Consider the following 22,704-nt stretch of genomic DNA (forward strand, 5'->3'; position numbering starts at 1 on the left):
GGAGCCGTTCTTCAGTCCTCCAGCATGCGTGGCTTGCAGACCACCCAGCCGCCGGCGACGAGCAGGACGAGGGTGGCACCGAGGAACGCGAACGACGGGGTCCAGCCGCCGAGGCCCTCGTGCAGCAGTCCGAACACCACCGGGCCCAGGCTCGCGATCGTGTAGCCGACGCCCTGGGCGAAGCCCGACAGTGCGGCCGAGCCGGTCTGGGTGCGCGAGCGCAGGTTGATCAGCGTGAGCGCGAGCGGGAACGTCGTGGGTCCGAAGCCGACGAGCGTCACCCACAGCACGGCGCCGCTCTCGGGGAAGACCAGCAGGCCGGCGTACCCGAGCACGAAGCACGTGACGCTCGCGATGACGACGGGGAAGGGGTTGCGCATCCGGCCTGCGAGCTGGGGCGCGACCAGCGCGGAGATCAGGCCGATGCCCGAGAACAGCGCGACCATCGTGCCGCCGAACGACTCGCTGTGGCCGGCCGAGGTGAGCACCGGCGGCAGCCACGTGAACATCGCGTAGGTGTTCAGCGAGGTCATCGAGAACATGATCGCCAGACCCCAGGCGACGGGGGAGCGCCAGACCTGCACGGGTGCCGCGACGGGGGCGGCCGCGTCCAGGTCGTGCGGGTCGGGTGCCGTGCGGCTGAGCAGCACCGCCACCCACGGGACGACCGCGATGAGCGAGAACACCGACCACAGCGCGAGCGAGGTGCGCCAGCCGTGCGCGTCGGCGACGGGCACGGCGAGCAGCGGCGGCACCATCGTGCCGAGCTGCAGCACGGTGATGTAGACCGTGCTCAGGGTGGCCACCCGCTCGGGGAAGAACTGCTTCACCAGCGGCGGGATCACGACGTTGCCGATGCCCATGCCGGCCAGCGCCACGGCCGACAGCAGCAGCAGACCGGCCGTGCCCGACACGAGGCTCCGGCCGAACAGGCCGATGGTGGCCAGGGCCATCGCCGCGAGCGCGGTGTGCTCCAGGCCGAACCGGCGTACGACGAGGGGCGTGGCCAGTCCGAACGCCGCGAACATCGCAGGCGGCACCATGCCGAAGACGCCGACGACGGCTGAGCCGAAGCCGATGTCGTCGCCGACCTGGGTGAGCAGCGGGGTGAGCGAGGTGACGGCCGTGCGCAGCGAGAACGCCGACAGCACGATGCCCGCCAGGATGAGCACCCGGGCGCGGGCAGGAGTGCTCGGTCGGAGGAACCGGGGAGCGGGCGGAGCGGTCTGAGAAGCCATCGCGCCAAATCATAGGATGATCCGCTCTCCTGATCGAATCGGCTACAGTTCCGGCCGTGCAGCCCGTCCGACGCAGCAGCCTCATCGACCAGGTCACCGACCTGCTCCGGGCCGAGATCGCCGACGGGCGCTGGGCGGTCGGGGAGCGCATCCCCGTGGAGGCGGAGCTGGTCCGGCTCACCGGTGTGGGGCGCAACACCGTCCGTGAGGCCGTGCAGTCGTTGGTGCACGCCGGCCTCCTCGAACGCCGGCAGGGGTCGGGCACCTACGTGATGGCCACCTCCGAGGTGTCCGGCGTCCTCGGCAGCTATCTGTCGGCCGCCCAGCACCGCGAGGTCCTCGAGCTGCGGCTCGCGCTCGACGTGACCGCGGCCCGGCTGGCCGCCGAGCGGCGTACCGACCAGGACGTCGAGGTGCTGCGGTCCGTGCTCGCCGAACGCGCGCGGGCCCGCAGCTCGGGTGACGACCCCGCTACTGCTGCAGCCGATCTCGCGCTGCACCGGGCCGTCATCGCGGCGAGCGGCAACTCGGTCTACGGTGACGTCTACGACTCGCTGGTGCCGACGCTGGAGGCCGCCATCGCGGCCAACGTCCAGGAGATCGACGACAAGTACGACGACGAGCACGAGGACATGGTCGACGCCATCATCGAGCGCGACCCGGAGCGGGCCTCGCGGTCGGCGCGATGCCTGCTCAACGAGCTGCTCAAGATGCGCTCGTAGGCTCGATTTGGCCGTGCCCGCCGTCCTCTGGCACACTGTTCAGGTTGCTTGACGCGTGGCGCTGACCCATGTCGGTTCCACCGTCCCGGTGATGTACGCCTTGCAGGACCCGCTCACGGGGCCGCGGCGCAGCACAGGGAAGCGCAAGCCCCGGTCCACCAGGACCACCGATCCACCACTCGGATGATTTTCGTCCGGTGCGCCGCGAGGCGCCCGCGACACACCCGAGCGCGGGGGTCGGAGGAACACCCCTGGCGGCCCGGCCTTTGACAGTTCAGATGGACGCGAGAGAGAGACGCACGCGAATGGCGGGACAGAAGATCCGCATCCGGCTGAAGTCGTACGACCACGAGGTCATCGACAGCTCGGCGCGCAAGATTGTCGACACGGTCAGCCGTGCCGGTGCGACCGTGGTGGGCCCTGTGCCGCTCCCGACGGAGAAGAACGTCTTCTGCGTCATCCGGTCGCCTCACAAGTACAAGGACAGCCGCGAGCACTTCGAGATGCGCACCCACAAGCGCCTCATCGACATCGTGGACCCGACTCCCAAGGCCGTTGACTCGCTGATGCGTCTGGACCTTCCGGCCGACGTCAACATCGAGATCAAGCTCTGATCGGGCCGAAGGAGGAATGACTCGAAATGACTTCAACTACTGAGCGTCCCGTGAAGGGACTCCTCGGCGAGAAGCTCGGCATGACCCAGGTCTGGGACGCCGACAACCGCCTCGTCCCGGTCACCGTCATCCAGGCGGGCCCCTGCGTCATCACGCAGGTCCGCGGTGACGGCGAGGGCTACCACGCGGTGCAGCTGGCCTACGGCGCCATCGACCCGCGCAAGGTCAACCAGCCGATGAAGGGCCACTTCGACAAGGCCGGCGTGACCCCGCGTCGTCACCTCGCCGAGGTCCGCACCTCCGACGCCGCCTCGTACGAGCCCGGCCAGGAGATCACCGCGGAGGCCTTCGAGGCCGGCGCCACGATCGACGTCGTCGGCACCACCAAGGGCAAGGGCTTCGCCGGCGTCATGAAGCGTCACGGCTTCCACGGCGTCAGCTCCTCCCACGGTGCGCACAAGAACCACCGCAAGCCGGGCTCGATCGGTGGCTGCGCCACCCCGGGCCGCGTGTTCAAGGGCATGCGCATGGCCGGCCGCATGGGTGGCGTGCGCCAGACCACCCAGAACCTCACGATCCACGCTGTCGACGCCGACAAGGGTCTGCTGCTCGTCAAGGGTGCCGTTCCCGGCCCCCGCGGCGGCATCGTCCTGGTCAAGACGGCGGCCAAGTCGAAGCAGGAGGCCTGAGCTTCATGACTTCCGTTGACATCCTGAAGCCCACGGGCGACAAGGCCGGCTCGTTCGAGCTGCCCGCCGAGATCTTCGACGTGCAGACCAACGTTCCGCTGATCCACCAGGTCGTGGTGGCCCAGCTGGCCGCCGCGCGTCAGGGCACGCACTCGACCAAGACCCGCGGCGAGGTCCGCGGTGGTGGTCGCAAGCCGTACCGCCAGAAGGGCACCGGCCGCGCCCGTCAGGGCTCGACCCGTGCGCCGCAGTTCGCCGGTGGTGGCACCGTCCACGGCCCGCAGCCGCGTGACTACAGCCAGCGCACTCCCAAGAAGATGAAGGCTGCCGCCCTGCGCGGTGCCCTCTCGGACCGGGCGCGCCACGGCCGTATCCACGTGCTGTCCGCGGTCGTCGAGGGCGACGCCCCGTCGACCCGCTCGGCCGCCCAGCTGCTCGGCAACCTGTCCGAGCGCAAGAACCTGCTGGTCGTGCTCGACCGCGCCGACGAGCTCGCGCTCAAGAGCGTGCGCAACCTCGCGGACGTGCACGTGCTGTTCGCTGACCAGCTCAACACCTACGACGTGCTGTGCGCCGACGACGTCGTCTTCACCGAGGCCGCCCTCAACGGGTTCCTCGGGACGGGCGAGCAGGCGCGCGTGGCCGAGAAGGCCGGCGCCACCAAGGTCGCCGCCGTGGCCGACACCGCTGCCGCCGACGGTGGCTTCGGTGCCGACTCCGCCGCTCCGACCGCGGACGGCTCGGCTCCGGCCGGGTTCGAGGTCAAGGGCAACAAGGACTCGATGAAGTTCCACGTCCCGGGTTCGCGCTGGTACGACGCCACCGAGGCCGAGGTCTGGTTCCGCACCGCGGACGCTGCTGCTGCTGCGGGCTTCGCCCCGGCCGGCGGTGCCGCTGCGCAGAAGATCGCTGAGGACAACTGATGACGAACATCAACAAGGACCCGCGCGACATCCTGATCGCCCCGGTCGTCTCGGAGAAGAGCTACAGCCTGCTCGACGAGGGCAAGTACACCTTCCTCGTCGACCCGCGGGCCAACAAGACCGAGATCAAGATCGCCGTCGAGAAGATCTTCGACGTCAAGGTCGACTCGGTTCACACCTTGAACCGTCAGGGCAAGTCGCGCCGCACCCGCTTCGGCGTGGGCAAGCGCAAGGACACCAAGCGCGCGATCGTCTCGCTGCGTGAGGGCTCGATCGACATCTTCGGCCAGGTCGGCTGAGGGTAAGGACGTAGACGATGGCTATCCGTAAGTACAAGCCCACGACGCCGGGCCGCCGCGGCTCGAGCGTGGCGGACTTCGCCGAGGTCACCCGCAGCACGCCCGAGAAGTCGCTGGTTCGCCCGCTGACCAAGTCGGGCGGTCGCAACGCGTCGGGTCGCATCACCACCCGCCACATCGGTGGTGGCCACAAGCGTGCCTACCGCGTGATCGACTTCCGTCGTGCCGACAAGGACGGGATCCCCGCCAAGGTCGCGCACATCGAGTACGACCCCAACCGCACCGCGCGGATCGCGCTGCTGCACTACGCCGACGGCGAGAAGCGCTACATCATCGCGCCGCGTCTGCTGAAGCAGGGCGACCCGATCGAGAACGGTCCCGGGGCGGACATCAAGCCCGGCAACAACCTGCCGCTGCGCAACATCCCGACCGGTACGGTCGTCCACTGCGTCGAGCTGCGGCCCGGCGGCGGTGCGAAGATCGCCCGCTCGGCCGGTGTGCGCGTGCAGCTCGTCGCCAAGGACGGCCCCTACGCCCAGCTGCGTATGCCCTCCGGTGAGATCCGCAACGTCGACGCGCGCTGCCGCGCGACGATCGGCGAGGTCGGCAACGCCGAGCAGAGCAACATCAACTGGGGTAAGGCCGGCCGTATGCGCTGGAAGGGCAAGCGCCCGACCGTCCGCGGTGTCGCGATGAACCCGGTCGACCACCCGCACGGTGGTGGTGAGGGCAAGACCTCCGGTGGTCGCCACCCGGTCAGCCCGTGGGGTCAGGCCGAGGGCCGTACCCGCCGCCCCAACAAGGAGAGCGACAAGCTCATCGTCCGTCGCCGTCGTACTGGCAAGAAGCGCTGATAGGAGCCTTTGGAAATGCCTCGTAGCCTGAAGAAGGGTCCGTTCATCGACGACCACCTCGCCAAGAAGGTGGACGCCCAGAACGAAGCCGGCACCAAGAACGTCATCAAGACGTGGTCGCGCCGGTCCATGATCAGCCCGGACATGCTCGGCCACACCCTGGCCGTGCACGACGGCCGCAAGCATGTGCCGGTCTTCGTGACCGAGTCCATGGTCGGCCACAAGCTCGGTGAGTTCGCCCCCACTCGGACCTTCAAGGGTCACGAGAAGGACGACAAGAAGGGTCGCCGCCGCTGACGCGGTGGAGTGAATACCCATGGCAGAGAAGACGATTGACAGCAAAGGGACAGCGATGGAAGCCAAGGCGCAGGCGCGGTTCGTCCGCGTGACGCCGCAGAAGGCCCGCCGCGTCGTGGACCTGATCCGTGGCAAGCAGGCCTCGGAGGCCGTCGCCGTGCTGCAGTTCGCGCCGCAGGGTGCGAGCGAGCCGATCCGCAAGGTGCTCGAGAGCGCCATTGCCAACGCGCGTTACGCAGCCGACCAGGCGTCGCAGCCTTTCGACGAGCGTGAGCTCGTCGTGAGCGCCGCCTATGTCGACGAGGGTCCGACGATGAAGCGGTTCCGCCCCCGGGCGCAGGGCCGTGCGAGCCGAATCCTCAAGCGTACGAGCCACATCACCGTGCACGTGGCACCGAGCACCAAGGGAGGCCAGAACTAATGGGTCAGAAGGTCAACCCGAACGGCTTCCGCCTCGGTATCACCACCGAGCACAAGAGCCGTTGGTTCGCTGACAGCAACAAGCAGGGTCAGCGCTACCGCGACTACGTCAAGGAAGACGTGGCGATCCGCCGCCTCATGTCCACGGGCATGGAGCGCGCCGGCATCAGCCGTGTCGAGATCGAGCGCACCCGTGACCGGGTCCGCGTCGACATCCACACCGCCCGTCCGGGCATCGTCATCGGTCGCCGCGGCGCCGAGGCCGACCGCCTGCGTGGTGCGCTCGAGAAGCTCACCGGCAAGCAGGTTCAGCTGAACATCCTCGAGGTCAAGAACCCCGAGGCCGACGCTCAGCTGGTCGCCCAGGGCATCGCCGAGCAGCTCGCTGCTCGTGTGTCCTTCCGTCGTGCGATGCGCAAGGGCATGCAGTCCGCCACGCGCGCCGGCGTCAAGGGCATCCGCGTGCAGGTCTCGGGCCGCCTCGGTGGCGCCGAGATGAGCCGCACCGAGTTCTACCGCGAGGGTCGTGTGCCGCTGCACACCCTGCGCGCCAACATCGACTACGGCTTCTACGAGGCCAAGACGACGTTCGGCCGCATCGGTGTGAAGGTCTGGATCTACAAGGGCGACCTGACCGCCAAGGAGCTCGCCCGCGAGCAGGCCGCTGCGCCGTCCCGTCCGGCCCGCGGTCGTCGTGACGACCGTCGCGGTGGTGGCGGCGCCCGTGGTGGCCGCCGTGACGCTGCGCCGCAGAACGAGACTCCGGCCACCGAGGCGCCCGCGGCCGAGGCCGCTGCCCCGGCGACCGAGCAGGGAGCTGAGTCCTGATGTTGATTCCCCGTCGTGTGAAGCACCGCAAGCAGCACCACCCCAAGCGGGGCGGCGCTGCCAAGGGCGGCACCACGATCGCGTTCGGTGACTACGGTCTGCAGGCCCTCGAGCCCGCGTACGTCACCAACCGTCAGATCGAGTCCGCTCGTATCGCGATGACCCGCTACATGAAGCGTGGCGGAAAGGTCTGGATCAACATCTACCCGGACCGTCCGCTCACCAAGAAGCCGGCCGAGACCCGCATGGGTTCCGGTAAGGGTTCCCCCGAGTGGTGGGTCGCCAACGTCAAGCCGGGTCGGGTCATGTTCGAGCTGTCCGGTGTTTCCGAGGATGTTGCTCGCGAGGCCATGCGCCTGGCGATGCACAAGCTGCCGATGAAGTGCCGCTTCGTCGCGCGTGAGGGTGGTGACTTCTGATGGCTATCGGTTCCAAGGACCTGATGCCGGAGCAGCTGCGCGGCCTGGACGACTCCGCTCTCGCCGAGAAGCTGACCCAGTCCAAGCAGGAGCTGTTCAACCTGCGGTTCCAGTCGGCCACCGGCCAGCTGGAGAACAACTCGCGTCTGCGTGCGGTCCGCAAGGACATCGCGCGGATCTACACCGAGATGCGTGAGCGCGAGCTGAGCATCGGCCGTGCGCCCCAGACCGACGAGAAGGCGGTCTGAGCATGACTGACAAGCAGGAGAACGTAGTGGCTGAGCAGGCTGAGTCCGTCCAGGAGCGCAACTACCGCAAGACCCGTCAGGGCTACGTGGTGAGCGACAAGATGGACAAGACCGTTGTGGTCGAGGTCGAGGACCGCGTCAAGCACGCGCTCTACGGCAAGGTCATGCGTCGCAGCAGCAAGGTCAAGGCCCACGACGAGGAGAACAGCGCCGGCATCGGCGACCGCGTCCTCATCATGGAGACCCGACCCATGTCGGCCACCAAGCGCTGGCGCATCGTCGAGATCCTCGAGCGCGCCAAGTGATGTCTCGTACGTCGGGCGCCCAGCGCCCGGCGTACGAACCCCAGACCCGTATCCGTTCCGCAAGGCTCGCATCCCTCACCGGAGGCGAGAACCAGTGAGACGACAGGAGTGAAACTGTGATCCAGCAGGAGTCGCGACTTCGTGTCGCCGACAACACCGGTGCCAAGGAGATCCTGTGCATCCGCGTGCTCGGCGGCTCGGGCCGTCGCTACGCCGGCATCGGTGACACCATCGTCGCGACCGTCAAGGACGCGATCCCCGGTGGCAACGTCAAGAAGGGCGATGTGGTCAAGGCCGTCATCGTTCGCACCGTCAAGGAGAAGCGTCGTCCCGACGGTTCCTACATCAAGTTCGACGAGAACGCCGCGGTCATTCTCAAGACCGACGGCGACCCCCGTGGAACCCGCATCTTCGGCCCGGTGGGTCGCGAGCTGCGTGACAAGAAGTTCATGAAGATCATCTCGCTCGCGCCGGAGGTGCTCTGACTCATGGCAGGCAAGCCGAAGATGAAGATCAAGAAGAACGACCTGGTCCAGGTCATCACCGGACGCTCCCAGGACAAGGGCGGCGACAAGGGCAAGCAGGGCAAGGTCATCGCGGTGTACCCGGAGAGCCAGCGTGTGCTGGTCGAGGGCATCAACCGTGTGACCAAGCACGTGCGTGCCGGTCAGCCCGGCCAGTCCGGTGGCGGCATCGAGGTCGTCGAGGCCCCGATCCACGTGAGCAACGTGGCCGTCGTCGACCCCGAGACCAACAAGCCGACCCGGGTTCGTACCCGCGTCGAGACCGTGGAGCGCGACGGCCGGGCCAAGCAGGTCCGTACTCGTGAGTCCGTGCGCTCGGGTAAGGAGCTGTGATGACCGACAACACCGCGACTGCCCAGGCCCCGCGCCTGAAGCAGAAGTACCACGACGAGATCAAGGCCGCCCTGCAGAGCGAGTTCACCTTCGCCAACGTCATGCAGGTGCCGACCGTGACCAAGGTCGTCGTCAACATGGGTGTGGGTGACGCTGCGCGCGACTCCAAGCTCATCGACGGCGCGATCAAGGACCTCTCGGCGATCACCGGTCAGAAGCCGGCCGTCACCAAGGCCCGCAAGTCGATCGCTCAGTTCAAGCTGCGCGAGGGCATGCCGATCGGTGCGCACACCACGCTGCGCGGCGACCGCATGTGGGAGTTCCTGGACCGCCTGACGTCCATCGCACTGCCCCGTATCCGCGACTTCCGCGGCCTCTCGGGCAACCAGTTCGACGGCAACGGCAACTACACGTTCGGTCTCACGGAGCAGTCGATGTTCCACGAGATCGACCAGGACAAGATCGACCGCGTCCGCGGTATGGACATCACGGTCGTCACCACCGCGAGCAACGACGACGAGGGCCGGGCGCTGCTGAAGCACCTGGGCTTCCCGTTCAAGGAGAACTGATCGTGGCCAAGACCGCGCTCGTCAACAAGGCGAACAAGAAGCCGAAGTTCGGTGTGCGTGCCTACACGCGCTGCCAGCGCTGCGGCCGTCCTCACTCGGTCTACCGCAAGTTCGGCCTGTGCCGGATCTGCCTGCGCGAGATGGCGCACCGGGGCGAGCTGCCCGGCGTCACCAAGAGCAGCTGGTAAACCACCTCTTCGAACCACCAACACCGAAGGTCGGCACACAGTGCTGAAACCACGGTGAGGAAGGGCAGACAAGCCCCATGACCATGACTGACCCGATTGCGGACATGCTGACCCGCGTCCGGAACGCCAACTCGGCGCACCACGACGAGACGTCCATGCCGTTCTCGAAGCTGAAGTCCCACATCGCAGAGATCCTCGAGGCCGAGGGCTACATTGCCGGCTGGCGCGTCGAGGACGCCGAGGTGGGCAAGACCCTGACCATCGACCTGAAGTACGGCCCCAACCGTGAGCGCTCCATCGCGGGCGTTCGCCGGGTGTCCAAGCCGGGTCTGCGCGTCTACGCCAAGTCCACCAACCTTCCCAAGGTTCTCGGTGGTCTCGGTGTGGCCATTCTGTCCACGTCGTCCGGCCTCCTGACTGACAAGCAGGCTGCCGCCAAGGGTGTAGGCGGGGAAGTCCTCGCCTACGTCTGGTGACCAGGGACTAGGAGGAGATTCGACGATGTCTCGTATTGGACGTCTTCCGGTCCAGGTGCCCTCGGGCGTCGATGTGACCATCAACGGCAATGACGTTGCCGTCAAGGGCCCCAAGGGCCAGCTGGCGATCACCGTCGCCGAGCCGATCACCGTTGCCAAGGGCGACGACGGCGCGGTCGAGGTGTCCCGCCCCAACGACGAGCGCGAGTCGCGTGCCCTGCACGGCCTGACCCGCAGCCTCATCAACAACATGGTCGTCGGTGTCACCGAGGGCTACACCAAGAAGCTGGAGATCCACGGTACGGGTTACCGCGTGACCGCCAAGGGCTCGGACCTGGAGTTCGCCCTCGGTTACAGCCACCCGATCCTGGTCAAGGCCCCTGAGGGCATCCAGTTCGCGGTGGAGAACCCCACCCGGTTCTCCGTCTCGGGTATCGACAAGCAGCTCGTCGGCGAGGTCTCGGCCAACATCCGCAAGCTGCGCAAGCCCGACCCGTACAAGGCGAAGGGTGTCCGCTACGAAGGCGAGCACATCCGCCGCAAGGTCGGAAAGGCTGGTAAGTAGGCCATGGCAAAGATCGTCAAGCGTTCTACGACGAAGTCGGCTGCGCGCGGTCGCCGTCACCTGCGGGTGCGCAAGCGCATCAGCGGCACCACGGCGCGTCCGCGTCTGGTCGTCTCGCGCTCGAGCCGCCACGTGTTCGTGCAGGTCGTCGACGACACCGTGGGCAAGACCCTGGCGTCGGCGTCGACCATGGAGGCCGACCTGCGCTCCTTCGAGGGCGACAAGACCGCCAAGGCCAAGCGTGTCGGCGAGCTGCTCGCCGAGCGCGCCAAGGCAAACGGAGTCGTCTCCGTCGTTTTTGATCGTGGTGGCAACCGGTACGCCGGTCGCGTCGCCGCGATCGCGGACGGCGCCCGTGAGGGCGGGCTGACCCTGTGATGTCCAACAACACCGCTGAGAAGAGGAACTTCTGATGGCTGGACCCCAGCGTCGAGGCGCCGCTGGTTCGACCAGCGGAGGCAACGACAACAGCAACAGCAACGACCGTCGCGGTGGCCGCGGCGGGCGTGATGGTGGCCGCGACAACCGTCGCGGCGGCGACGACCGCAACCAGTACGTCGAGCGCGTCGTCACCATCAACCGTGTCGCCAAGGTCGTCCAGGGTGGACGTCGCTTCAGCTTCACCGCCCTGGTCGTCGTCGGTGACGGCGACGGCACGGTCGGTGTCGGCTACGGCAAGGCCAAGGAGGTGCCCGCGGCGATCGCCAAGGGTGTCGAGGAGGCGAAGAAGAACTTCTTCCGCGTCCCGCGCATCCAGGGCACCATCCCGCACCCCATCCAGGGTGAGGCTGCTGCCGGCGTCGTCCTGCTCCGTCCGGCTTCGCCCGGTACCGGTGTGATCGCCGGTGGTCCGGTGCGCGCCGTCCTGGAGTGCGCCGGCATCCACGACGTGCTGTCCAAGTCGCTCGGCTCGGACAACGCGATCAACATCGTTCACGCGACGGTCGAGGCCCTGCGCGGTCTCGAGCGTCCGGAGGCTGTCGCGGCTCGCCGCGGTCTGCCGCTGGACCAGGTGGCGCCGGCTGCGATGCAGCACGCGATGGCCGCGTCCGCTGCTGCCGCGTCCAAGCCGGGGACGGGGGAGTGATGGCGAACCTCAAGGTGACCCAGATCCGTTCCGAGATCGGTGGCAAGCCGAAGCACCGCGAGACCCTGCGTTCGCTCGGTCTCAAGCGCATCGGCGACACCGTCGTCAAGGAGGACCGCCCGGAGTTCCGTGGCATGGTCCGTCACGTCGCCCACCTGGTGACGGTGGAGGAGGTTGACTGATGGCTGACACCAACGAGCCGAAGTCGCACGCCCTGAAGGTGCACCACCTGCGTCCGGCCCCCGGAGCCAAGACCGCCAAGACCCGTGTGGGTCGCGGTGAGGCCTCCAAGGGCAAGACTGCTGGTCGCGGTACCAAGGGTACGAAGGCGCGCTACCAGGTTCCGGAGAGCTTCGAGGGTGGTCAGACGCCGCTGCACATGCGTCTGCCCAAGCTCCGTGGCTTCAAGAACCCGGCCAAGATCCAGTACCAGGTGGTCAACCTGGACAAGATCTCCAGCCTGTTCCCCGAGGGTGGCGACGTGACCGTCGACGCTCTCGTGGCCAAGGGTGCGGTCCGCAAGGGCCAGCCGGTCAAGGTGCTCGGCACCGGCGAGATCTCCGTCAAGGTCAACGTGACCGCGACGAAGTTCTCGGACTCGGCCAAGGAGAAGATCGAGGCTGCGGGCGGTTCCGTCACCGCTGAGTGACGCTGTCCGTTCCGGCTAGATGAGCTGACATACGCCCCGGGTGATCGGTCCCCAGTTTGTGGGACCGATCGTCCGGGGCGTATCTGCTCCAGGTATCGTCATCCAAGTTTCCCTCAGAGCAACGTGCCGCCCGCCGAGGTGGCAGCAGGAGGATCAGTGCTCACCGCCTTCGGCCGCGCGTTCACCACGCCGGACCTGCGCAAGAAGCTGCTGTTCACGTTGGCGATCATGGCGATCTTCCGCCTTGGCTCCCACGTCCCGACACCGGGCATCAGCTACGAGCTGGTCCAGCAGTGTCAGAAGGCCGCCGGCCCGCAGGGCAGCCTGCTCGGCCTGGCCAACCTGTTCTCCGGTGGCGCGCTGCTGCAGCTGTCGATCTTCGCGCTGGGGATCATGCCGTACATCACGGCCAGCATCATCGTGCAGCTGCTCACCGTGGTCATCCCTCGGTTCGAGCAGCTCAAGAAGGAGGGGCAGGCCGGCCAGACCAAGATGACGCAGTACACGCGTTATCTGACGATCGGCCTGGCGATCCTGCAGTCCTCGACGCTGATCACGACGGCGCGCAACCCCTCCACCCTGCTGGGTGGCTCGGCGGCGACCTGCCCCACGATCATGAACGACGAGAGCATCCCGACGCTGCTCATCATGGTGCTCACCCTGACCGCCGGCACCGGCCTGGTCATGTGGCTCGGTGAGCAGGTCACCGAGCGCGGCGTCGGCAACGGCATGTCGCTGCTCATCCTGACCTCGATCGCCGCGAGCGTCCCCGGCTCGGTGTGGGCGATCCACAACCAGGGCTGGGGCAAGTTCTTCCTCGTCCTGGTCATGGGCCTGGTCATCATCACCGCGGTGGTCTTCGTCGAGAACGCCCAGCGCCGCATCCCGGTGCAGTACGCCAAGCGGATGATCGGCCGGCGTTCCTACGGCGGCACGAGCACGTACATCCCGCTCAAGGTCAACATGGCCAACGTGATCCCGCTGATCTTCGCCAGCTCGCTGCTGTCGCTGCCGGTGCTGCTCGCGACGTTCAACCAGCCCGACAAGCCCGGCGAGGCGCCGGCCGGCTGGGTCGAGTGGGTCATGAACAACCTGTCCAAGGGTGACCACCCGTTCTACATGCTCCTGTTCACCGTGCTGATCCTGTTCTTCACGTTCTTCTACGTGTCGATCACCTACCAGCCCGATGAGGTGGCCGACAACCTCAAGCAGGCCGGCAGCTTCATCCCGGGTGTCCGCGCAGGCAAGGCGACCGCCCAGTACCTCGGCTACGTGCTGACGCGCATCACCGTCGTCGGCGCGATCTACCTGTCGATCCTGGCCCTCATCCCGCTGATCGCCCTGGCGATGGTGGGCGCCGACCAGAACTTCCCGTTCGGTGGAGCGTCGATCATCATCCTCGTGGGTGTCGGCCTCGAGACGGTCAAGCAGATCGACTCCAAGCTCCAGCAGCACCACTACGAAGGGTTCCTCCGCTGATGCGTCTGATCATCCTTGGTCCTCCCGGAGCTGGAAAGGGCACGCAGGCGCAGCGCCTGACCGAGGCCCGCGGCATCCCGCACATCTCCACCGGCGACATCTTCCGCGCCAACATCAAGAACGAGACGCCTCTCGGCCTGCAGGTCAAGGGCATCCTCGACGCGGGTGGCTACGTCACCGACGAGATCACCAACGAGATCGTCAAGGACCGGCTCGCGCAGGCCGACGCGCAGGAGGGCTTCCTGCTGGACGGCTACCCGCGCACGATGCCGCAGGTGGCCGCGCTCGACGAGATGCTCGCGGCCGAGGGCCACAGCATCGACGCCGTCCTGCAACTCACGGTCGACGACGAAGAGCTCGTGCAGCGCCTCCTGAAGCGTGCCCAGACCTCAGGTCGCGCGGACGACACCGAGGACGTCATCCGCGAGCGCCAGGACATCTACAACCGTGAGACCGCACCGCTCGCGGCGACCTACAAGGAGCGCGGCCTGCTCGTCGAGATCGACGGCATGGGCGATGTCGACGAGGTCGCCGGCCGTGTGACCGAGGTCCTCGACGGACTGTCGGCGCACGCCGGCTGACGAGGGCACATGATGTTCGGCCGCAGCAGCAAGATGCCGGCCAAGACTCCGGACCAGGTCCGCTCGATGCGTCGAGCGGGCCTGGTCGTCGGTGAGACCCTGGCCGAGCTGGTCGACGCCGCGCGTGAGGGTCTGACCACCGGTGAGCTCGACACCGTCGCCGAGGCGGCGATCCGCGGGCGCGGTGCGACGCCGAGCTTCCTTGGCTATCAAGGGTTTCCGGGCTCCATCTGCGTCAGCGTCAACGACGAGATCGTCCACGGGATCCCCGGCGACCGGGTGCTCCAGGAGGGTGACCTGGTGTCCATCGACTGCGGAGCCATCGTCGACGGCTGGCACGGCGATGCCGCAGTCACCGTCGTCGTCGGCGGAGACGCCGCGGCGCGTCCGGAGGACCTCGACCTGAGTGCCGCCACGAGGCGTTCGATGTGGGAGGGCATCAGGGCCCTCGTCCCGGGCAGCCGTCTGTACGACGTGGGCGGGGCCGTCGAGGACAGCATCGCCGCATCGGCACGAGACCTGGGTCGCACGCTGTCGATCGTCGACGGCTACACCGGCCACGGCATCGGCACCGAGATGCACCAGGACCCGCACGTGTTCAACGAGCGCGTGCGTGAGAAGGGCCCGACCGTCACGGTCGGCACCACGGTGGCGATCGAGCCCATGGTGACCCTCGGCACTCACGAGTCGCACGAGCTCGACGACGAGTGGACCGTCGTCACGGACGACGGCTCGCGCGCGTGCCACTGGGAGCACACCGTCGCTGTGACCGACGGCGGGCTGTGGGTCCTCACCGCGCTCGACGGGGGAGAGGCCGACCTCGGTGACCGCTACGCACCCCTGGATTTGGGGACTTCTCGGGGTCCGCGGTAGGCTGGTGCGTCGGTTCACGAGCGTCTCGTGACAGCCGGGCGACACCCACGACCCAACTCCGGGCCGGCCACGCCGGTTTCGAGTGGGGTTCACGTGTGTCCCAGGGGGTCCAGCACGTCGTGCGACCGAGCCGAGGGTCCACTCAGCCGGAGTGAGCCCGACTCAGCAGATTGTGGAGGACATGGCCAAGAAGGACGGTGTCATCGAGATTGAGGGCACGATCGTCGAGGCTCTCCCGAACGCAATGTTCCGGGTGGAGCTGACCAACGGTCACAAGGTGCTCGCCCACATCTCAGGGAAGATGCGTCAGCACTACATCCGGATCCTCCCCGAGGACCGGGTTGTCGTCGAGCTCAGCCCGTATGACCTGACCCGCGGCCGCATCGTCTTCCGCTACCGCTGAGACAACACCGCATCGCCGAGCCCCGTCCGGGGACGGCCCGACTTCAAGACAGTAGGCAGATGAAGGTCCAGCCGAGCGTCAAGAAGATCTGCGACAAGTGCAAGGTGATCCGCCGCAACGGTCGGGTCATGGTGATCTGCGACAACCTGCGCCACAAGCAGCGCCAGGGCTGAAGCAGCTCCACCGCACGAATCGCGTCTTCCACCCAGGACGCAAGTAACTCAAGACCGCAGTACCCGGCCCCTGAGCCCAGCTCAGGACGTCACCCCCGGCGCGGAGGCCGGGGACCCGCGACCACTCCGGTCGGCCAACGGGACAGGTACTGCACCAGACCTCCGCGAGATTCCAGGAGAACCGCCACATGGCACGTCTGATCGGTGTCGACCTGCCGCGCGAGAAGCGCGTCGAGGTCGCCCTCACCTACATCTTCGGCGTGGGTCGTACCCGCGCGCAGGAGACGCTGGCCGCGACCGGTGTCAGCCCCGACACCCGCGTCCGTGACCTGACCGAGGAAGATCTCGTCAAGCTGCGTGACCACCTCGAGGGCAGCTTCCGCCTCGAAGGTGACCTGCGCCGTGAGATCGCCTCCGACATCCGCCGCAAGGTGGAGATCGGCAGCTACCAGGGCCTGCGCCACCGTCGTGGCCTGCCCGTCCACGGTCAGCGCACCAAGACCAACGCGCGTACCCGCAAGGGCCCCAAGCGCACCGTCGCCGGCAAGAAGAAGGCCGGTAAGTAAGTCCGCTCCGACGACCACTCGGTCGTCGTACGCCAATCGCAGTGATCTGGCAGAGCCGGACCACCCACCCCCTTTCTTCGATCAAGGAGTAACCAGCACATGCCTCCCAAGAGCCGTGCGGCTGCGGGCGCCAAGAAGGTGCGCCGCAAGGAGAAGAAGAACGTTGCTGCGGGCCAGGCCCACATCAAGAGCACGTTCAACAACACCATCGTTTCCATCACCGACCCGACCGGTGCGGTGATCTCGTGGGCCTCGGCCGGCCAGGTCGGCTTCAAGGGCTCGCGCAAGTCCACCCCGTTCGCCGCGCAGATGGCCGCTGAGGCTGCCGCGCGTCGTGCCATGGAGCACGGCATGCGCAAGGTCGACGTCTTCGTCAAGGGCCCGGGCTCCGGTCGCGAGACCGCGATCCGTTCGCTCACCGCCACCGGCCTCGAGGTCGGCGCGATCAGCGACGTCACCCCCACGCCCCACAACGGCGTCCGCCAGCCCAAGCGTCGCCGCGTCTGATCTCGCGACGGATTTCAAGGAGACTTTGAACTATGGCCCGTTACACCGGCCCCATCACCAAGAAGTCGCGTCGCCTGAAGACCGACCTCGTCGGCGGTGACAAGAACTTCGAGATGCGCCCCTTCCCGCCCGGCCAGCACGGCCGCGGTCGCATTCAGGAGAAGGAGTACCTGACGCAGCTGCAGGAGAAGCAGAAGGCTCGCTTCACCTACGGCGTCATGGAGAAGCAGTTCGTCCGCTACTACAAGGAGGCGGCCCGCCGCCCCGGCAAGACCGGTAGCAACCTGCTCGTCATCCTCGAGACGCGCCTGGACAACGTGATCTACCGCGCCGGCCTGGCCCGCACCCGTCGTGCGGCTCGCCAGCTGGTCAGCCACGGTCACTTCGAGGTCAACGGCAAGCGCGTCGACGTCCCGTCCTACCGCGTCGAGCAGTACGACATCATCACCGTCCGCGAGAAGTCGCGCGAGGCGTTCCCGATCCAGCTCGCCCGTGAGACCTTCGGCGAGCGTCCGATCCCGGCGTGGCTGCACGTCGTCGAGGGCACCCTCCAGGTGCTCGTGCACTCCGTGCCGACGCGCGAGCAGATCGACAGCCAGCTCACCGAGCAGCTGATCGTCGAGCTCTACTCCAAGAACTGATCCAGGTCTGACCCGTACGCCGTCGGCGGGCTTCTTCGTGAAGCCCGCCGAGCGGCGTACAGGCGGCGACTGAGGACAGAGTCAGTCGCTGCAGCGGGTTTGCGACCCGCGCACACCAGGCGTCATATAGCGGTCGCCTGAGTGGGAAGGAAAACACCAGTGCTCATCGCACAGCGCCCCACCCTGTCCGAGGACGTGGTCTCCGACAGCCGCTCGCGGTTCGTCATCGAGCCCCTCGAGCCGGGCTTCGGCTACACCCTCGGCAACTCCCTGCGTCGCACGCTGCTCTCCTCGATCCCGGGCGCCTCGGTCACGAGCATCCGCATCGACGGTGTGCAGCACGAGTTCTCCACGATCCCCGGGGTCAAGGAGGACGTCACCGAGATCATCCTCAACATCAAGGGTCTGGTCGTCTCCTCCGAGCACGACGAGCCCGTGGTGATGTACCTGCGCAAGCAGGGCCCGGGTGCGGTCACCGCCGCCGACATCGCGCCGCCGGCCGGTGTCGAGGTGCACAACCCCGACCTGCACATCGCGACCCTCAACGACAAGGGCAAGATCGAGATGGAGCTGACCGTCGAGCGCGGTCGCGGCTACGTCTCGGCGCAGCAGAACAAGTCGGCCGACAACGAGATCGGCCGCATCCCGGTCGACTCGATCTACTCGCCCGTCCTGGCCGTCACCTACAAGGTCGAGGCCACCCGAGTCGAGCAGCGCACCGACTTCGACAAGCTGATCGTCGACGTCGAGACCAAGAACTCGATGGCGCCCCGTGACGCGATGGCCTCGGCCGGCAAGACCCTGGTCGAGCTGTTCGGTCTGGCCCGCGAGCTCAACGTCGAGGCCGAGGGCATCGACATGGGCCCGTCGCCGACCGACGCCGCGCTGGCCGCCGACCTGGCGCTGCCGATCGAGGACCTGGACCTCACGGTGCGGTCGTACAACTGCCTCAAGCGCGAGGGCATCCACACCGTGGGTGAGCTCGTGGGCCGCAGCGAGGCCGACCTGCTCGACATCCGCAACTTCGGTGCGAAGTCGATCGACGAGGTCAAGGACAAGCTGCGCGAGATGGGTCTGCAGCTCAAGGACAGCCCGCCCGGGTTCGACGCGAGCGCCATCGCCGACCGCTACGAGGACGATGACGTGTCCACCACCGGTGAGGCTGACGACACCAGCTTCGCCGAGGACGAGCAGTACTGAGCCGCTTTGTGATTCGGCCGGCGACGTAGTCGTCAGCCGTTTGGAACCAAGGAGAAACCATGCCTACCCCCACCAAGGGCCCCCGCCTCGGCGGCGGTCCCGCGCACGAGCGGCTCATCCTGGCCAACCTGGCCACGGCGCTGTTCGAGCACGACCGCATCACCACCACCGAGGCCAAGGCCAAGCGCCTGCGTCCGCTGGCCGAGCGTCTGGTGACGTTCGCCAAGCGCGGTGACCTGCACGCCCGTCGTCGCGTCCTCACGGTCGTGCGCGACAAGGGCGTCGTGCACCGTCTCTTCACTGAGATCGCGCCCGACATGGCCGAGCGCCAGGGCGGCTACACCCGCATCACCAAGATCGCTGCGCGCAAGGGCGACAACGCGCCCATGGCCGTGATCGAGCTCGTCCGCGAGCCCGTCAACGCCAAGCCGAGGCGCGCCGTGGTCGCCGAGGCCGAGGGTGCTGCCAAGAAGTCCGCCAAGGACGCCGAGGCTGCTGAGGCCGCTCCGCTGGTCGACGCCGAGACCGCTGAGGCCGTCGAGGTCCCCGTGGACGACGCCGCCGCCGCGGACGCCGCCAAGAACGAGGCCGCTGACGGTGGCTTCGGTGCCGACTCCGCGGCTCCGCTCGCGGACGGCTCGGCCCCTGAGGGCTTCACCGTCAAGGGCAACAAGGACTCGATGAAGTACCACGTCGCGGGTTCGCGCTGGTACGACGCGACCGAGGCCGAGGTCTGGTTCACGACCGCTGAGGCCGCTGCTGCTGCGGGCTTCGAGCCCGCCGGCGGCGAGGCCGCCCAGCAGGTCGACGCCTGACGGGCACCTCGTGCCGTACGACGGCCCCTGCACCTCACGGTGCAGGGGCCGTCAGCGTTCGGCGGCGAAGGCGGACGCCAGGGGGAGGATGCCGAGGATCAGCACCATCGGCACCGCAAAACCGGCACGCAGGGTGCTCGCGCCGAACACCCCGGTCATCACCGCGCCGAGCAGACCGCCGACGTAGTTGAACTGGTTGAAGCGGGCGATCACCGAGTCGACCCGTGCGCGCAGCAGCTCGGGGTCCTCGCCGGCGTCCTCACGGGCGATGGCTGCGGCGGCCGAGAAGCTCAAGGGTGCGATGACGGCGACCCCGAGGCCGAGCACGAAGAACCCGACGATGCCGACGGGCCAGGAGGGCGCGAGCACCACGACGGCGAGTCCGGCGGCGGACACCACGGCTCCGCCGCGCAGCAGTGGCGCGGCGCCGTAGCGGTCGGTGAGGCCGTCGCCGAGGGTGCGGGCGATGAGCGAGGCGACCAGATAGGGCAGCGTCGCGAGCGCGACGAGTCGCGAGGGCGAGTCGAGCACGTCGTCGAAGTAGATCGAGCCCCAGGTCGTCGACGCGGTGTCGACCATGTAGAACAGCACGATCGCAGCGCCTACCAGCAGGATGCGGCGCCAGGGCACCGCGACCGCCTCGGCGGCCGTGAGGGCCTCGCCGCGTTCGTGCCCGAGGAACGGGCGAGTGCTGACACCCAGGGGTAGCAGCGCCAGGACGAGCGCGCCGACGCCGAGCGAGATGTCCGGCGTGGCCAGGGTCAGCAGCGTGCCGCCGATGCCGCCGAGCGTCCAGGCCGCGTGGAACGACGGCAGGATCGCGTGACGCTCGCGGTGCTCGAGGGCAACGGCCTGCATGTTGCTCGTGGCGTCGACCATGCCGAGCGCGACTCCGTAGACCGCGAGTCCGACGACGAGGACGGGCACGTTGGGCGCCGGCCCGATGACGAGCAGCGCCAGAGCGGTGCCGACCAGGCCCGAGCGCAGGGTGAGCCCGCTGCCGCGGCGCCGAGCCACGGCCTCGGACAGCACCGAGCCCGCTCCGGCCGCGAGGACGACGACGAGCAGCAGCGCGGACGTCTGGACCGACGACAGGTCGAAGTCGTCCTGGATGCGCGGCAGGCGCGTCGTGAGGCTGATGAACACCAGACCCTGTGACAGGAAGGCGAGGGCGACGGCCCGCCGCTGCGGAGTCCACGAACGCACTGCGGTGACGGTCACCCGCGCACTCTTGCACAGGCGACCAACTTCCGTGGCTCAGTTACGCTCACCTGTCGTGGCCCGCGCAGAGACGACCTTCACCGACATCGACGTCACGCTCGTGCTCGCCGAGGCCTGACCCGTGCGCCTGCGGATCGACTTCGCCTACGACGGCACCGACTTCTCGGGCTGGGCGGCCCAACCCGGACGCCGGACGGTCGAGAGCGAGCTGTCAGCTGCTCTGACGACGGTGCTGCGCGCGCCCGAGCCCGTGCGCCTCACCGTGGCCGGCCGCACCGACGCCGGGGTGCACGCCCGCGGCGCGGTGTGCCATGCCGATGTCGACGACGAGGCCTACGCGCGCCTGCCGGGTCGCAGCGACCGTACGCCCGAGGCGGCCGCCGTCACCCGGCTCAACGGTGTGCTGCCCGGCGACGTCGTCGTACGCCGGGTGCGCGAAGCCGCGGAGGGTTTCGACGCGCGCTTCTCGGCGACGCAACGCCGCTACCGCTACCGGCTGAGCGACGACCTCGCGAGCCTGGACCCGTTGCGCCGTCGCGACACCGCCGTGCACCGGCGGCCGCTGGACGTCACCGCGATGGACGCCGCGGCCGGGCGGCTGGTCGGGCTGCACGACTTCGCGGCCTTCTGCAAGCGACGTGAGGGCGCGACGACGGTGCGTACGCTCATCGAGTACTCCTGGTCGCGCGGCGCCGACGGCGTGCTCGAGGCCACGGTGGTCGCCGACGCGTTCTGCCACTCGATGGTGCGCGCACTCGTCGGATCGGTGGTGCCCGTGGGGGAGGGCAAGCGCGAGATCGACTGGCCTGCAACGGTTCTCGCCGGCCGGACGCGCGACCCGGAGGTGGCGGTCATGCCGCCGCAGGGGCTGTCGCTGGAAGAGGTGACCTACCCGGACGACGACCGGCTGGCCGAGCGGGCTGCCGAGGCGCGTGCCGTACGCACCCTCGACGGCCAGGAGTGACCGCCGTCAACCCGCGACGGCGTGGGGCGTGACTGCGTCGCGGACGAACGCGCCGAGCTCGCGGACGGCGTCACGTCCTTCGGGAACCCAGCACCCGGCGGCCTGGAAGACGTGCACCTGACCCTTCCAGACCTGCAGCTCGGCGCCGACGCCCGCAGCGGCGAGCCGGTCGACCATCTCCTCGCACTCGGGGCGCAGGATCTCGCGCGAGCCGATCTGGATGAGCACCGGCGGCAGGCCGGTGAGGTCGGCGTCGATCGGGGAGACGCGCTCGCCGACCACCTCGTGCCGCTCGTCGACTGAGGCCGTGAAGCGCTGCAGCCCACGGCATGCGCGCACCGTGAACACGTCGCACCGGTCGGAGTAGGGGCTGGCCTCCTTGCGTTCGACGCCGAGGTCGAGCAACGGCGACATGCACGCGATGCCGGCCGGCAGCGGAAGGCCCTCGTCGCGGATGGCCATGGCGGTGAGGAACGCCAGGAACCCGCCCGCCGAGTCGCCGACCAGCGTGATGCGCTCGGGGGAGTAACCCCGGTCGAGCAGCCACCGGTAGCCCGCGAGGCAGTCGGCGACCATGTGCTCGATGGTGACGGCCGGCATCATCCGGAAGTCGACGTTGAGCGCCGGAGCACCGGCCGCGTGCGACACGTACGACACGAGACGTCGGTGCGTGGCCAGGCTGCAGGTGACGAGGGCCCCGCCGTGCAGGTAGAGGATCGCGCGGTCCTCATCGCCGTCGACGCCCGGACCGTGGACCCACTCGGCACCGCAGGACGCGAGCCGGACGCGGTCGATCGTCGTACCGCCCGGTGGGGGGAGGTACTCGGCAGCGCGGTCCAGGATGCGGGAAGGCCAGATCACTGACGGGACAAAGCTCCATGCGACGAGCGTGGGCTTGACGGTGTGGCGCAGCCCAGCTGCCAGGAGCTGGGACCGCTTGCTCGGTGAGGGGCGGCTGGTGCGTACGGCTGTCATCGGCGCCTTCGGCACGTGTGCCTCCTCTCGGTCCGTGGCATTGTGGTCCAGGTCACAAT

General features: G+C 68.2%; 36 protein-coding genes. 33 read left to right on the forward strand and 3 right to left on the reverse strand.

Features of this window, described 5'->3' with window-relative positions; all coding sequences use genetic code 11:
* Nucleotides 1–11 precede the first annotated feature (11 nt).
* Nucleotides 12–1,238, reverse strand: coding sequence for an MFS transporter (locus tag VV01_RS03355; RefSeq protein ID WP_050668650.1), 1,227 nt, complete (start codon nt 1,236–1,238; stop codon nt 12–14).
* A 56-nt stretch (nt 1,239–1,294) separates the two neighbouring features.
* Between VV01_RS03355 and VV01_RS03360 the strand changes: the two genes are divergently transcribed.
* From VV01_RS03360 to rplQ, 32 genes are all read left to right on the forward strand, one after another.
* Nucleotides 1,295–1,960 carry a FadR/GntR family transcriptional regulator gene (locus VV01_RS03360; protein ID WP_050668651.1) on the forward strand — a complete coding sequence of 222 codons (666 nt, stop codon included), beginning with the start codon at nt 1,295–1,297 and terminating at the stop codon, nt 1,958–1,960.
* Nucleotides 1,961–2,265: 305 nt separating this feature from the next.
* Nucleotides 2,266–2,574, forward strand: a complete 309-nt coding sequence (gene rpsJ, locus VV01_RS03365) for a 30S ribosomal protein S10 (protein WP_050668652.1) — start codon at nt 2,266–2,268, stop codon at nt 2,572–2,574.
* 26 nt (nt 2,575–2,600) lie between these two features.
* Entirely contained in the window at nt 2,601–3,263 is a 663-nt protein-coding gene (gene rplC, locus VV01_RS03370) for a 50S ribosomal protein L3 (protein ID WP_050668653.1), read from the forward strand.
* Nucleotides 3,260–4,186 carry a 50S ribosomal protein L4, sunset domain variant gene (gene rplD / locus VV01_RS03375; RefSeq protein ID WP_050668654.1) on the forward strand — a complete coding sequence of 309 codons (927 nt, stop codon included), beginning with the start codon at nt 3,260–3,262 and terminating at the stop codon, nt 4,184–4,186. The genes rplC and rplD overlap by 4 nt, the downstream gene beginning before the upstream one ends.
* Nucleotides 4,186–4,485 (forward strand): 50S ribosomal protein L23, encoded by a 300-nt coding sequence (gene rplW, locus VV01_RS03380; protein ID WP_050668655.1) that lies wholly within the window; start codon nt 4,186–4,188, stop codon nt 4,483–4,485. Before rplD ends, rplW begins: the two co-directional genes overlap by 1 nt.
* 17 nt (nt 4,486–4,502) lie before the next feature.
* Nucleotides 4,503–5,339 carry a 50S ribosomal protein L2 gene (gene rplB, locus VV01_RS03385; protein WP_050668656.1) on the forward strand — a complete coding sequence of 279 codons (837 nt, stop codon included), beginning with the start codon at nt 4,503–4,505 and terminating at the stop codon, nt 5,337–5,339.
* Between the two features lie 15 nt (nt 5,340–5,354).
* Nucleotides 5,355–5,636, forward strand: a complete 282-nt coding sequence (gene rpsS, locus VV01_RS03390; RefSeq protein WP_022919833.1) for a 30S ribosomal protein S19 — start codon at nt 5,355–5,357, stop codon at nt 5,634–5,636.
* Between the two features lie 55 nt (nt 5,637–5,691).
* Entirely contained in the window at nt 5,692–6,057 is a 366-nt protein-coding gene (gene rplV, locus VV01_RS03395) for a 50S ribosomal protein L22 (RefSeq protein WP_050668657.1), read from the forward strand.
* Nucleotides 6,057–6,884 (forward strand): 30S ribosomal protein S3, encoded by an 828-nt coding sequence (rpsC, locus tag VV01_RS03400; protein WP_050668658.1) that lies wholly within the window; start codon nt 6,057–6,059, stop codon nt 6,882–6,884. Before rplV ends, rpsC begins: the two co-directional genes overlap by 1 nt.
* Complete coding sequence (rplP, locus tag VV01_RS03405; RefSeq protein ID WP_050668659.1) at nt 6,884–7,303, forward strand: 50S ribosomal protein L16; 420 nt, start codon at nt 6,884–6,886, stop codon at nt 7,301–7,303. The genes rpsC and rplP overlap by 1 nt, the downstream gene beginning before the upstream one ends.
* Nucleotides 7,303–7,551: a 50S ribosomal protein L29 gene (gene rpmC / locus VV01_RS03410; RefSeq protein WP_050668660.1), complete on the forward strand. Its 249-nt coding sequence runs from the start codon at nt 7,303–7,305 to the stop codon at nt 7,549–7,551. Before rplP ends, rpmC begins: the two co-directional genes overlap by 1 nt.
* A 2-nt stretch (nt 7,552–7,553) precedes the next feature.
* Nucleotides 7,554–7,856, forward strand: coding sequence for a 30S ribosomal protein S17 (gene rpsQ, locus VV01_RS03415; protein WP_050668661.1), 303 nt, complete (start codon nt 7,554–7,556; stop codon nt 7,854–7,856).
* Between the two features lie 116 nt (nt 7,857–7,972).
* Nucleotides 7,973–8,341 carry a 50S ribosomal protein L14 gene (gene rplN, locus VV01_RS03420; RefSeq protein WP_050668662.1) on the forward strand — a complete coding sequence of 123 codons (369 nt, stop codon included), beginning with the start codon at nt 7,973–7,975 and terminating at the stop codon, nt 8,339–8,341.
* Between the two features lie 3 nt (nt 8,342–8,344).
* A complete protein-coding gene (gene rplX / locus VV01_RS03425) occupies nt 8,345–8,713 on the forward strand; it encodes a 50S ribosomal protein L24 (protein ID WP_050668663.1) in 369 nt (122 codons plus the stop codon).
* Nucleotides 8,713–9,282, forward strand: coding sequence for a 50S ribosomal protein L5 (gene rplE, locus VV01_RS03430; RefSeq protein WP_050668664.1), 570 nt, complete (start codon nt 8,713–8,715; stop codon nt 9,280–9,282). The genes rplX and rplE overlap by 1 nt, the downstream gene beginning before the upstream one ends.
* A 2-nt stretch (nt 9,283–9,284) precedes the next feature.
* On the forward strand, nt 9,285–9,470 hold the full coding sequence (locus VV01_RS03435) for a type Z 30S ribosomal protein S14 (protein ID WP_050668665.1): 186 nt from the start codon (nt 9,285–9,287) through the stop codon (nt 9,468–9,470).
* A 77-nt stretch (nt 9,471–9,547) separates the two neighbouring features.
* Complete coding sequence (rpsH, locus tag VV01_RS03440; protein ID WP_050668666.1) at nt 9,548–9,946, forward strand: 30S ribosomal protein S8; 399 nt, start codon at nt 9,548–9,550, stop codon at nt 9,944–9,946.
* A gap of 25 nt (nt 9,947–9,971) precedes the next feature.
* Nucleotides 9,972–10,511, forward strand: coding sequence for a 50S ribosomal protein L6 (rplF, locus tag VV01_RS03445; RefSeq protein WP_050668667.1), 540 nt, complete (start codon nt 9,972–9,974; stop codon nt 10,509–10,511).
* A gap of 3 nt (nt 10,512–10,514) precedes the next feature.
* Nucleotides 10,515–10,889: a 50S ribosomal protein L18 gene (gene rplR, locus VV01_RS03450; protein ID WP_050668668.1), complete on the forward strand. Its 375-nt coding sequence runs from the start codon at nt 10,515–10,517 to the stop codon at nt 10,887–10,889.
* Between the two features lie 34 nt (nt 10,890–10,923).
* The gene (rpsE, locus tag VV01_RS03455; protein ID WP_050668669.1) at nt 10,924–11,598 is read left to right on the forward strand and encodes a 30S ribosomal protein S5; all 675 of its coding nucleotides are present in this window, start codon (nt 10,924–10,926) and stop codon (nt 11,596–11,598) included.
* Nucleotides 11,598–11,780 (forward strand): 50S ribosomal protein L30, encoded by a 183-nt coding sequence (gene rpmD / locus VV01_RS03460; RefSeq protein WP_050671696.1) that lies wholly within the window; start codon nt 11,598–11,600, stop codon nt 11,778–11,780. The genes rpsE and rpmD overlap by 1 nt, the downstream gene beginning before the upstream one ends.
* Nucleotides 11,780–12,247 carry a 50S ribosomal protein L15 gene (rplO, locus tag VV01_RS03465; RefSeq protein ID WP_050668670.1) on the forward strand — a complete coding sequence of 156 codons (468 nt, stop codon included), beginning with the start codon at nt 11,780–11,782 and terminating at the stop codon, nt 12,245–12,247. The genes rpmD and rplO overlap by 1 nt, the downstream gene beginning before the upstream one ends.
* Nucleotides 12,248–12,403: 156 nt before the next feature.
* Nucleotides 12,404–13,726: a preprotein translocase subunit SecY gene (gene secY, locus VV01_RS03470; protein ID WP_050668671.1), complete on the forward strand. Its 1,323-nt coding sequence runs from the start codon at nt 12,404–12,406 to the stop codon at nt 13,724–13,726.
* Complete coding sequence (locus VV01_RS03475; RefSeq protein WP_050668672.1) at nt 13,726–14,307, forward strand: adenylate kinase; 582 nt, start codon at nt 13,726–13,728, stop codon at nt 14,305–14,307. The genes secY and VV01_RS03475 overlap by 1 nt, the downstream gene beginning before the upstream one ends.
* Before the next feature lie 12 nt (nt 14,308–14,319).
* Nucleotides 14,320–15,180 carry a type I methionyl aminopeptidase gene (gene map / locus VV01_RS03480; RefSeq protein WP_050671697.1) on the forward strand — a complete coding sequence of 287 codons (861 nt, stop codon included), beginning with the start codon at nt 14,320–14,322 and terminating at the stop codon, nt 15,178–15,180.
* A 181-nt stretch (nt 15,181–15,361) separates the two neighbouring features.
* Entirely contained in the window at nt 15,362–15,583 is a 222-nt protein-coding gene (infA, locus tag VV01_RS03485; protein WP_006946284.1) for a translation initiation factor IF-1, read from the forward strand.
* A gap of 59 nt (nt 15,584–15,642) precedes the next feature.
* Nucleotides 15,643–15,756 (forward strand): 50S ribosomal protein L36, encoded by a 114-nt coding sequence (gene rpmJ / locus VV01_RS03490; RefSeq protein ID WP_007928044.1) that lies wholly within the window; start codon nt 15,643–15,645, stop codon nt 15,754–15,756.
* A 188-nt stretch (nt 15,757–15,944) separates the two neighbouring features.
* Entirely contained in the window at nt 15,945–16,322 is a 378-nt protein-coding gene (gene rpsM / locus VV01_RS03495; RefSeq protein WP_050668673.1) for a 30S ribosomal protein S13, read from the forward strand.
* Nucleotides 16,323–16,421: 99 nt separating this feature from the next.
* Entirely contained in the window at nt 16,422–16,829 is a 408-nt protein-coding gene (gene rpsK / locus VV01_RS03500; RefSeq protein ID WP_050668674.1) for a 30S ribosomal protein S11, read from the forward strand.
* A gap of 32 nt (nt 16,830–16,861) precedes the next feature.
* Nucleotides 16,862–17,470 (forward strand): 30S ribosomal protein S4, encoded by a 609-nt coding sequence (rpsD, locus tag VV01_RS03505; RefSeq protein ID WP_050668675.1) that lies wholly within the window; start codon nt 16,862–16,864, stop codon nt 17,468–17,470.
* A gap of 159 nt (nt 17,471–17,629) precedes the next feature.
* Nucleotides 17,630–18,670, forward strand: a complete 1,041-nt coding sequence (locus tag VV01_RS03510; protein WP_050668676.1) for a DNA-directed RNA polymerase subunit alpha — start codon at nt 17,630–17,632, stop codon at nt 18,668–18,670.
* A 59-nt stretch (nt 18,671–18,729) separates the two neighbouring features.
* Nucleotides 18,730–19,485: a 50S ribosomal protein L17, sunset domain variant gene (gene rplQ / locus VV01_RS03515; RefSeq protein ID WP_050668677.1), complete on the forward strand. Its 756-nt coding sequence runs from the start codon at nt 18,730–18,732 to the stop codon at nt 19,483–19,485.
* 51 nt (nt 19,486–19,536) lie between these two features.
* On the opposite strand, the gene VV01_RS03520 is transcribed toward rplQ, so the two are convergent.
* Nucleotides 19,537–20,706, reverse strand: coding sequence for an MFS transporter (locus VV01_RS03520; RefSeq protein WP_050668678.1), 1,170 nt, complete (start codon nt 20,704–20,706; stop codon nt 19,537–19,539).
* 121 nt (nt 20,707–20,827) lie between these two features.
* Here VV01_RS03520 and truA point away from each other — a divergent pair, with 121 nt between their 5' ends.
* Nucleotides 20,828–21,670: a tRNA pseudouridine(38-40) synthase TruA gene (truA, locus tag VV01_RS03525; RefSeq protein ID WP_050668679.1), complete on the forward strand. Its 843-nt coding sequence runs from the start codon at nt 20,828–20,830 to the stop codon at nt 21,668–21,670.
* 6 nt (nt 21,671–21,676) lie between these two features.
* On the opposite strand, the gene VV01_RS03530 is transcribed toward truA, so the two are convergent.
* Nucleotides 21,677–22,660 carry an alpha/beta hydrolase gene (locus VV01_RS03530; protein WP_050668680.1) on the reverse strand — a complete coding sequence of 328 codons (984 nt, stop codon included), beginning with the start codon at nt 22,658–22,660 and terminating at the stop codon, nt 21,677–21,679.
* Nucleotides 22,661–22,704: the final 44 nt, after the last annotated feature.

The organism is Luteipulveratus halotolerans (genome assembly GCF_001247745.1).
GTDB classification, from domain to species: domain Bacteria; phylum Actinomycetota; class Actinomycetes; order Actinomycetales; family Dermatophilaceae; genus Luteipulveratus; species Luteipulveratus halotolerans.

What these genes read in the sequence shown, in the direction of transcription:
- map (WP_050671697.1), top strand. Translation starts at nt 14,320, where the DNA reads ATGTTCGGCCGCAGCAGCAAGATGCCGGCCAAGACTCCGGACCAGGTC.
- rpmC (WP_050668660.1), top strand. Translation starts at nt 7,303, where the DNA reads ATGGCTATCGGTTCCAAGGACCTGATGCCGGAGCAGCTGCGCGGCCTG.
- rpmD (WP_050671696.1), top strand. Translation starts at nt 11,598, where the DNA reads ATGGCGAACCTCAAGGTGACCCAGATCCGTTCCGAGATCGGTGGCAAG.
- rplC (WP_050668653.1), top strand. Translation starts at nt 2,601, where the DNA reads ATGACTTCAACTACTGAGCGTCCCGTGAAGGGACTCCTCGGCGAGAAG.
- rpsM (WP_050668673.1), top strand. Translation starts at nt 15,945, where the DNA reads ATGGCACGTCTGATCGGTGTCGACCTGCCGCGCGAGAAGCGCGTCGAG.
- rplQ (WP_050668677.1), top strand. Translation starts at nt 18,730, where the DNA reads ATGCCTACCCCCACCAAGGGCCCCCGCCTCGGCGGCGGTCCCGCGCAC.
- rplE (WP_050668664.1), top strand. Translation starts at nt 8,713, where the DNA reads ATGACCGACAACACCGCGACTGCCCAGGCCCCGCGCCTGAAGCAGAAG.
- rplP (WP_050668659.1), top strand. Translation starts at nt 6,884, where the DNA reads ATGTTGATTCCCCGTCGTGTGAAGCACCGCAAGCAGCACCACCCCAAG.
- rplR (WP_050668668.1), top strand. Translation starts at nt 10,515, where the DNA reads ATGGCAAAGATCGTCAAGCGTTCTACGACGAAGTCGGCTGCGCGCGGT.
- rplB (WP_050668656.1), top strand. Translation starts at nt 4,503, where the DNA reads ATGGCTATCCGTAAGTACAAGCCCACGACGCCGGGCCGCCGCGGCTCG.
- rpsE (WP_050668669.1), top strand. Translation starts at nt 10,924, where the DNA reads ATGGCTGGACCCCAGCGTCGAGGCGCCGCTGGTTCGACCAGCGGAGGC.
- rpsQ (WP_050668661.1), top strand. Translation starts at nt 7,554, where the DNA reads ATGACTGACAAGCAGGAGAACGTAGTGGCTGAGCAGGCTGAGTCCGTC.
- rplO (WP_050668670.1), top strand. Translation starts at nt 11,780, where the DNA reads ATGGCTGACACCAACGAGCCGAAGTCGCACGCCCTGAAGGTGCACCAC.
- rplW (WP_050668655.1), top strand. Translation starts at nt 4,186, where the DNA reads ATGACGAACATCAACAAGGACCCGCGCGACATCCTGATCGCCCCGGTC.
- rplX (WP_050668663.1), top strand. Translation starts at nt 8,345, where the DNA reads ATGGCAGGCAAGCCGAAGATGAAGATCAAGAAGAACGACCTGGTCCAG.
- infA (WP_006946284.1), top strand. Translation starts at nt 15,362, where the DNA reads ATGGCCAAGAAGGACGGTGTCATCGAGATTGAGGGCACGATCGTCGAG.
- rpsH (WP_050668666.1), top strand. Translation starts at nt 9,548, where the DNA reads ATGACCATGACTGACCCGATTGCGGACATGCTGACCCGCGTCCGGAAC.
- rpsD (WP_050668675.1), top strand. Translation starts at nt 16,862, where the DNA reads ATGGCCCGTTACACCGGCCCCATCACCAAGAAGTCGCGTCGCCTGAAG.
- rpsS (WP_022919833.1), top strand. Translation starts at nt 5,355, where the DNA reads ATGCCTCGTAGCCTGAAGAAGGGTCCGTTCATCGACGACCACCTCGCC.
- rplF (WP_050668667.1), top strand. Translation starts at nt 9,972, where the DNA reads ATGTCTCGTATTGGACGTCTTCCGGTCCAGGTGCCCTCGGGCGTCGAT.
- VV01_RS03475 (WP_050668672.1), top strand. Translation starts at nt 13,726, where the DNA reads ATGCGTCTGATCATCCTTGGTCCTCCCGGAGCTGGAAAGGGCACGCAG.
- VV01_RS03355 (WP_050668650.1), bottom strand. Translation starts at nt 1,238, where the DNA reads ATGGCTTCTCAGACCGCTCCGCCCGCTCCCCGGTTCCTCCGACCGAGC.
- rpsC (WP_050668658.1), top strand. Translation starts at nt 6,057, where the DNA reads ATGGGTCAGAAGGTCAACCCGAACGGCTTCCGCCTCGGTATCACCACC.
- rpsJ (WP_050668652.1), top strand. Translation starts at nt 2,266, where the DNA reads ATGGCGGGACAGAAGATCCGCATCCGGCTGAAGTCGTACGACCACGAG.
- rpmJ (WP_007928044.1), top strand. Translation starts at nt 15,643, where the DNA reads ATGAAGGTCCAGCCGAGCGTCAAGAAGATCTGCGACAAGTGCAAGGTG.
- rpsK (WP_050668674.1), top strand. Translation starts at nt 16,422, where the DNA reads ATGCCTCCCAAGAGCCGTGCGGCTGCGGGCGCCAAGAAGGTGCGCCGC.
- rplV (WP_050668657.1), top strand. Translation starts at nt 5,692, where the DNA reads ATGGAAGCCAAGGCGCAGGCGCGGTTCGTCCGCGTGACGCCGCAGAAG.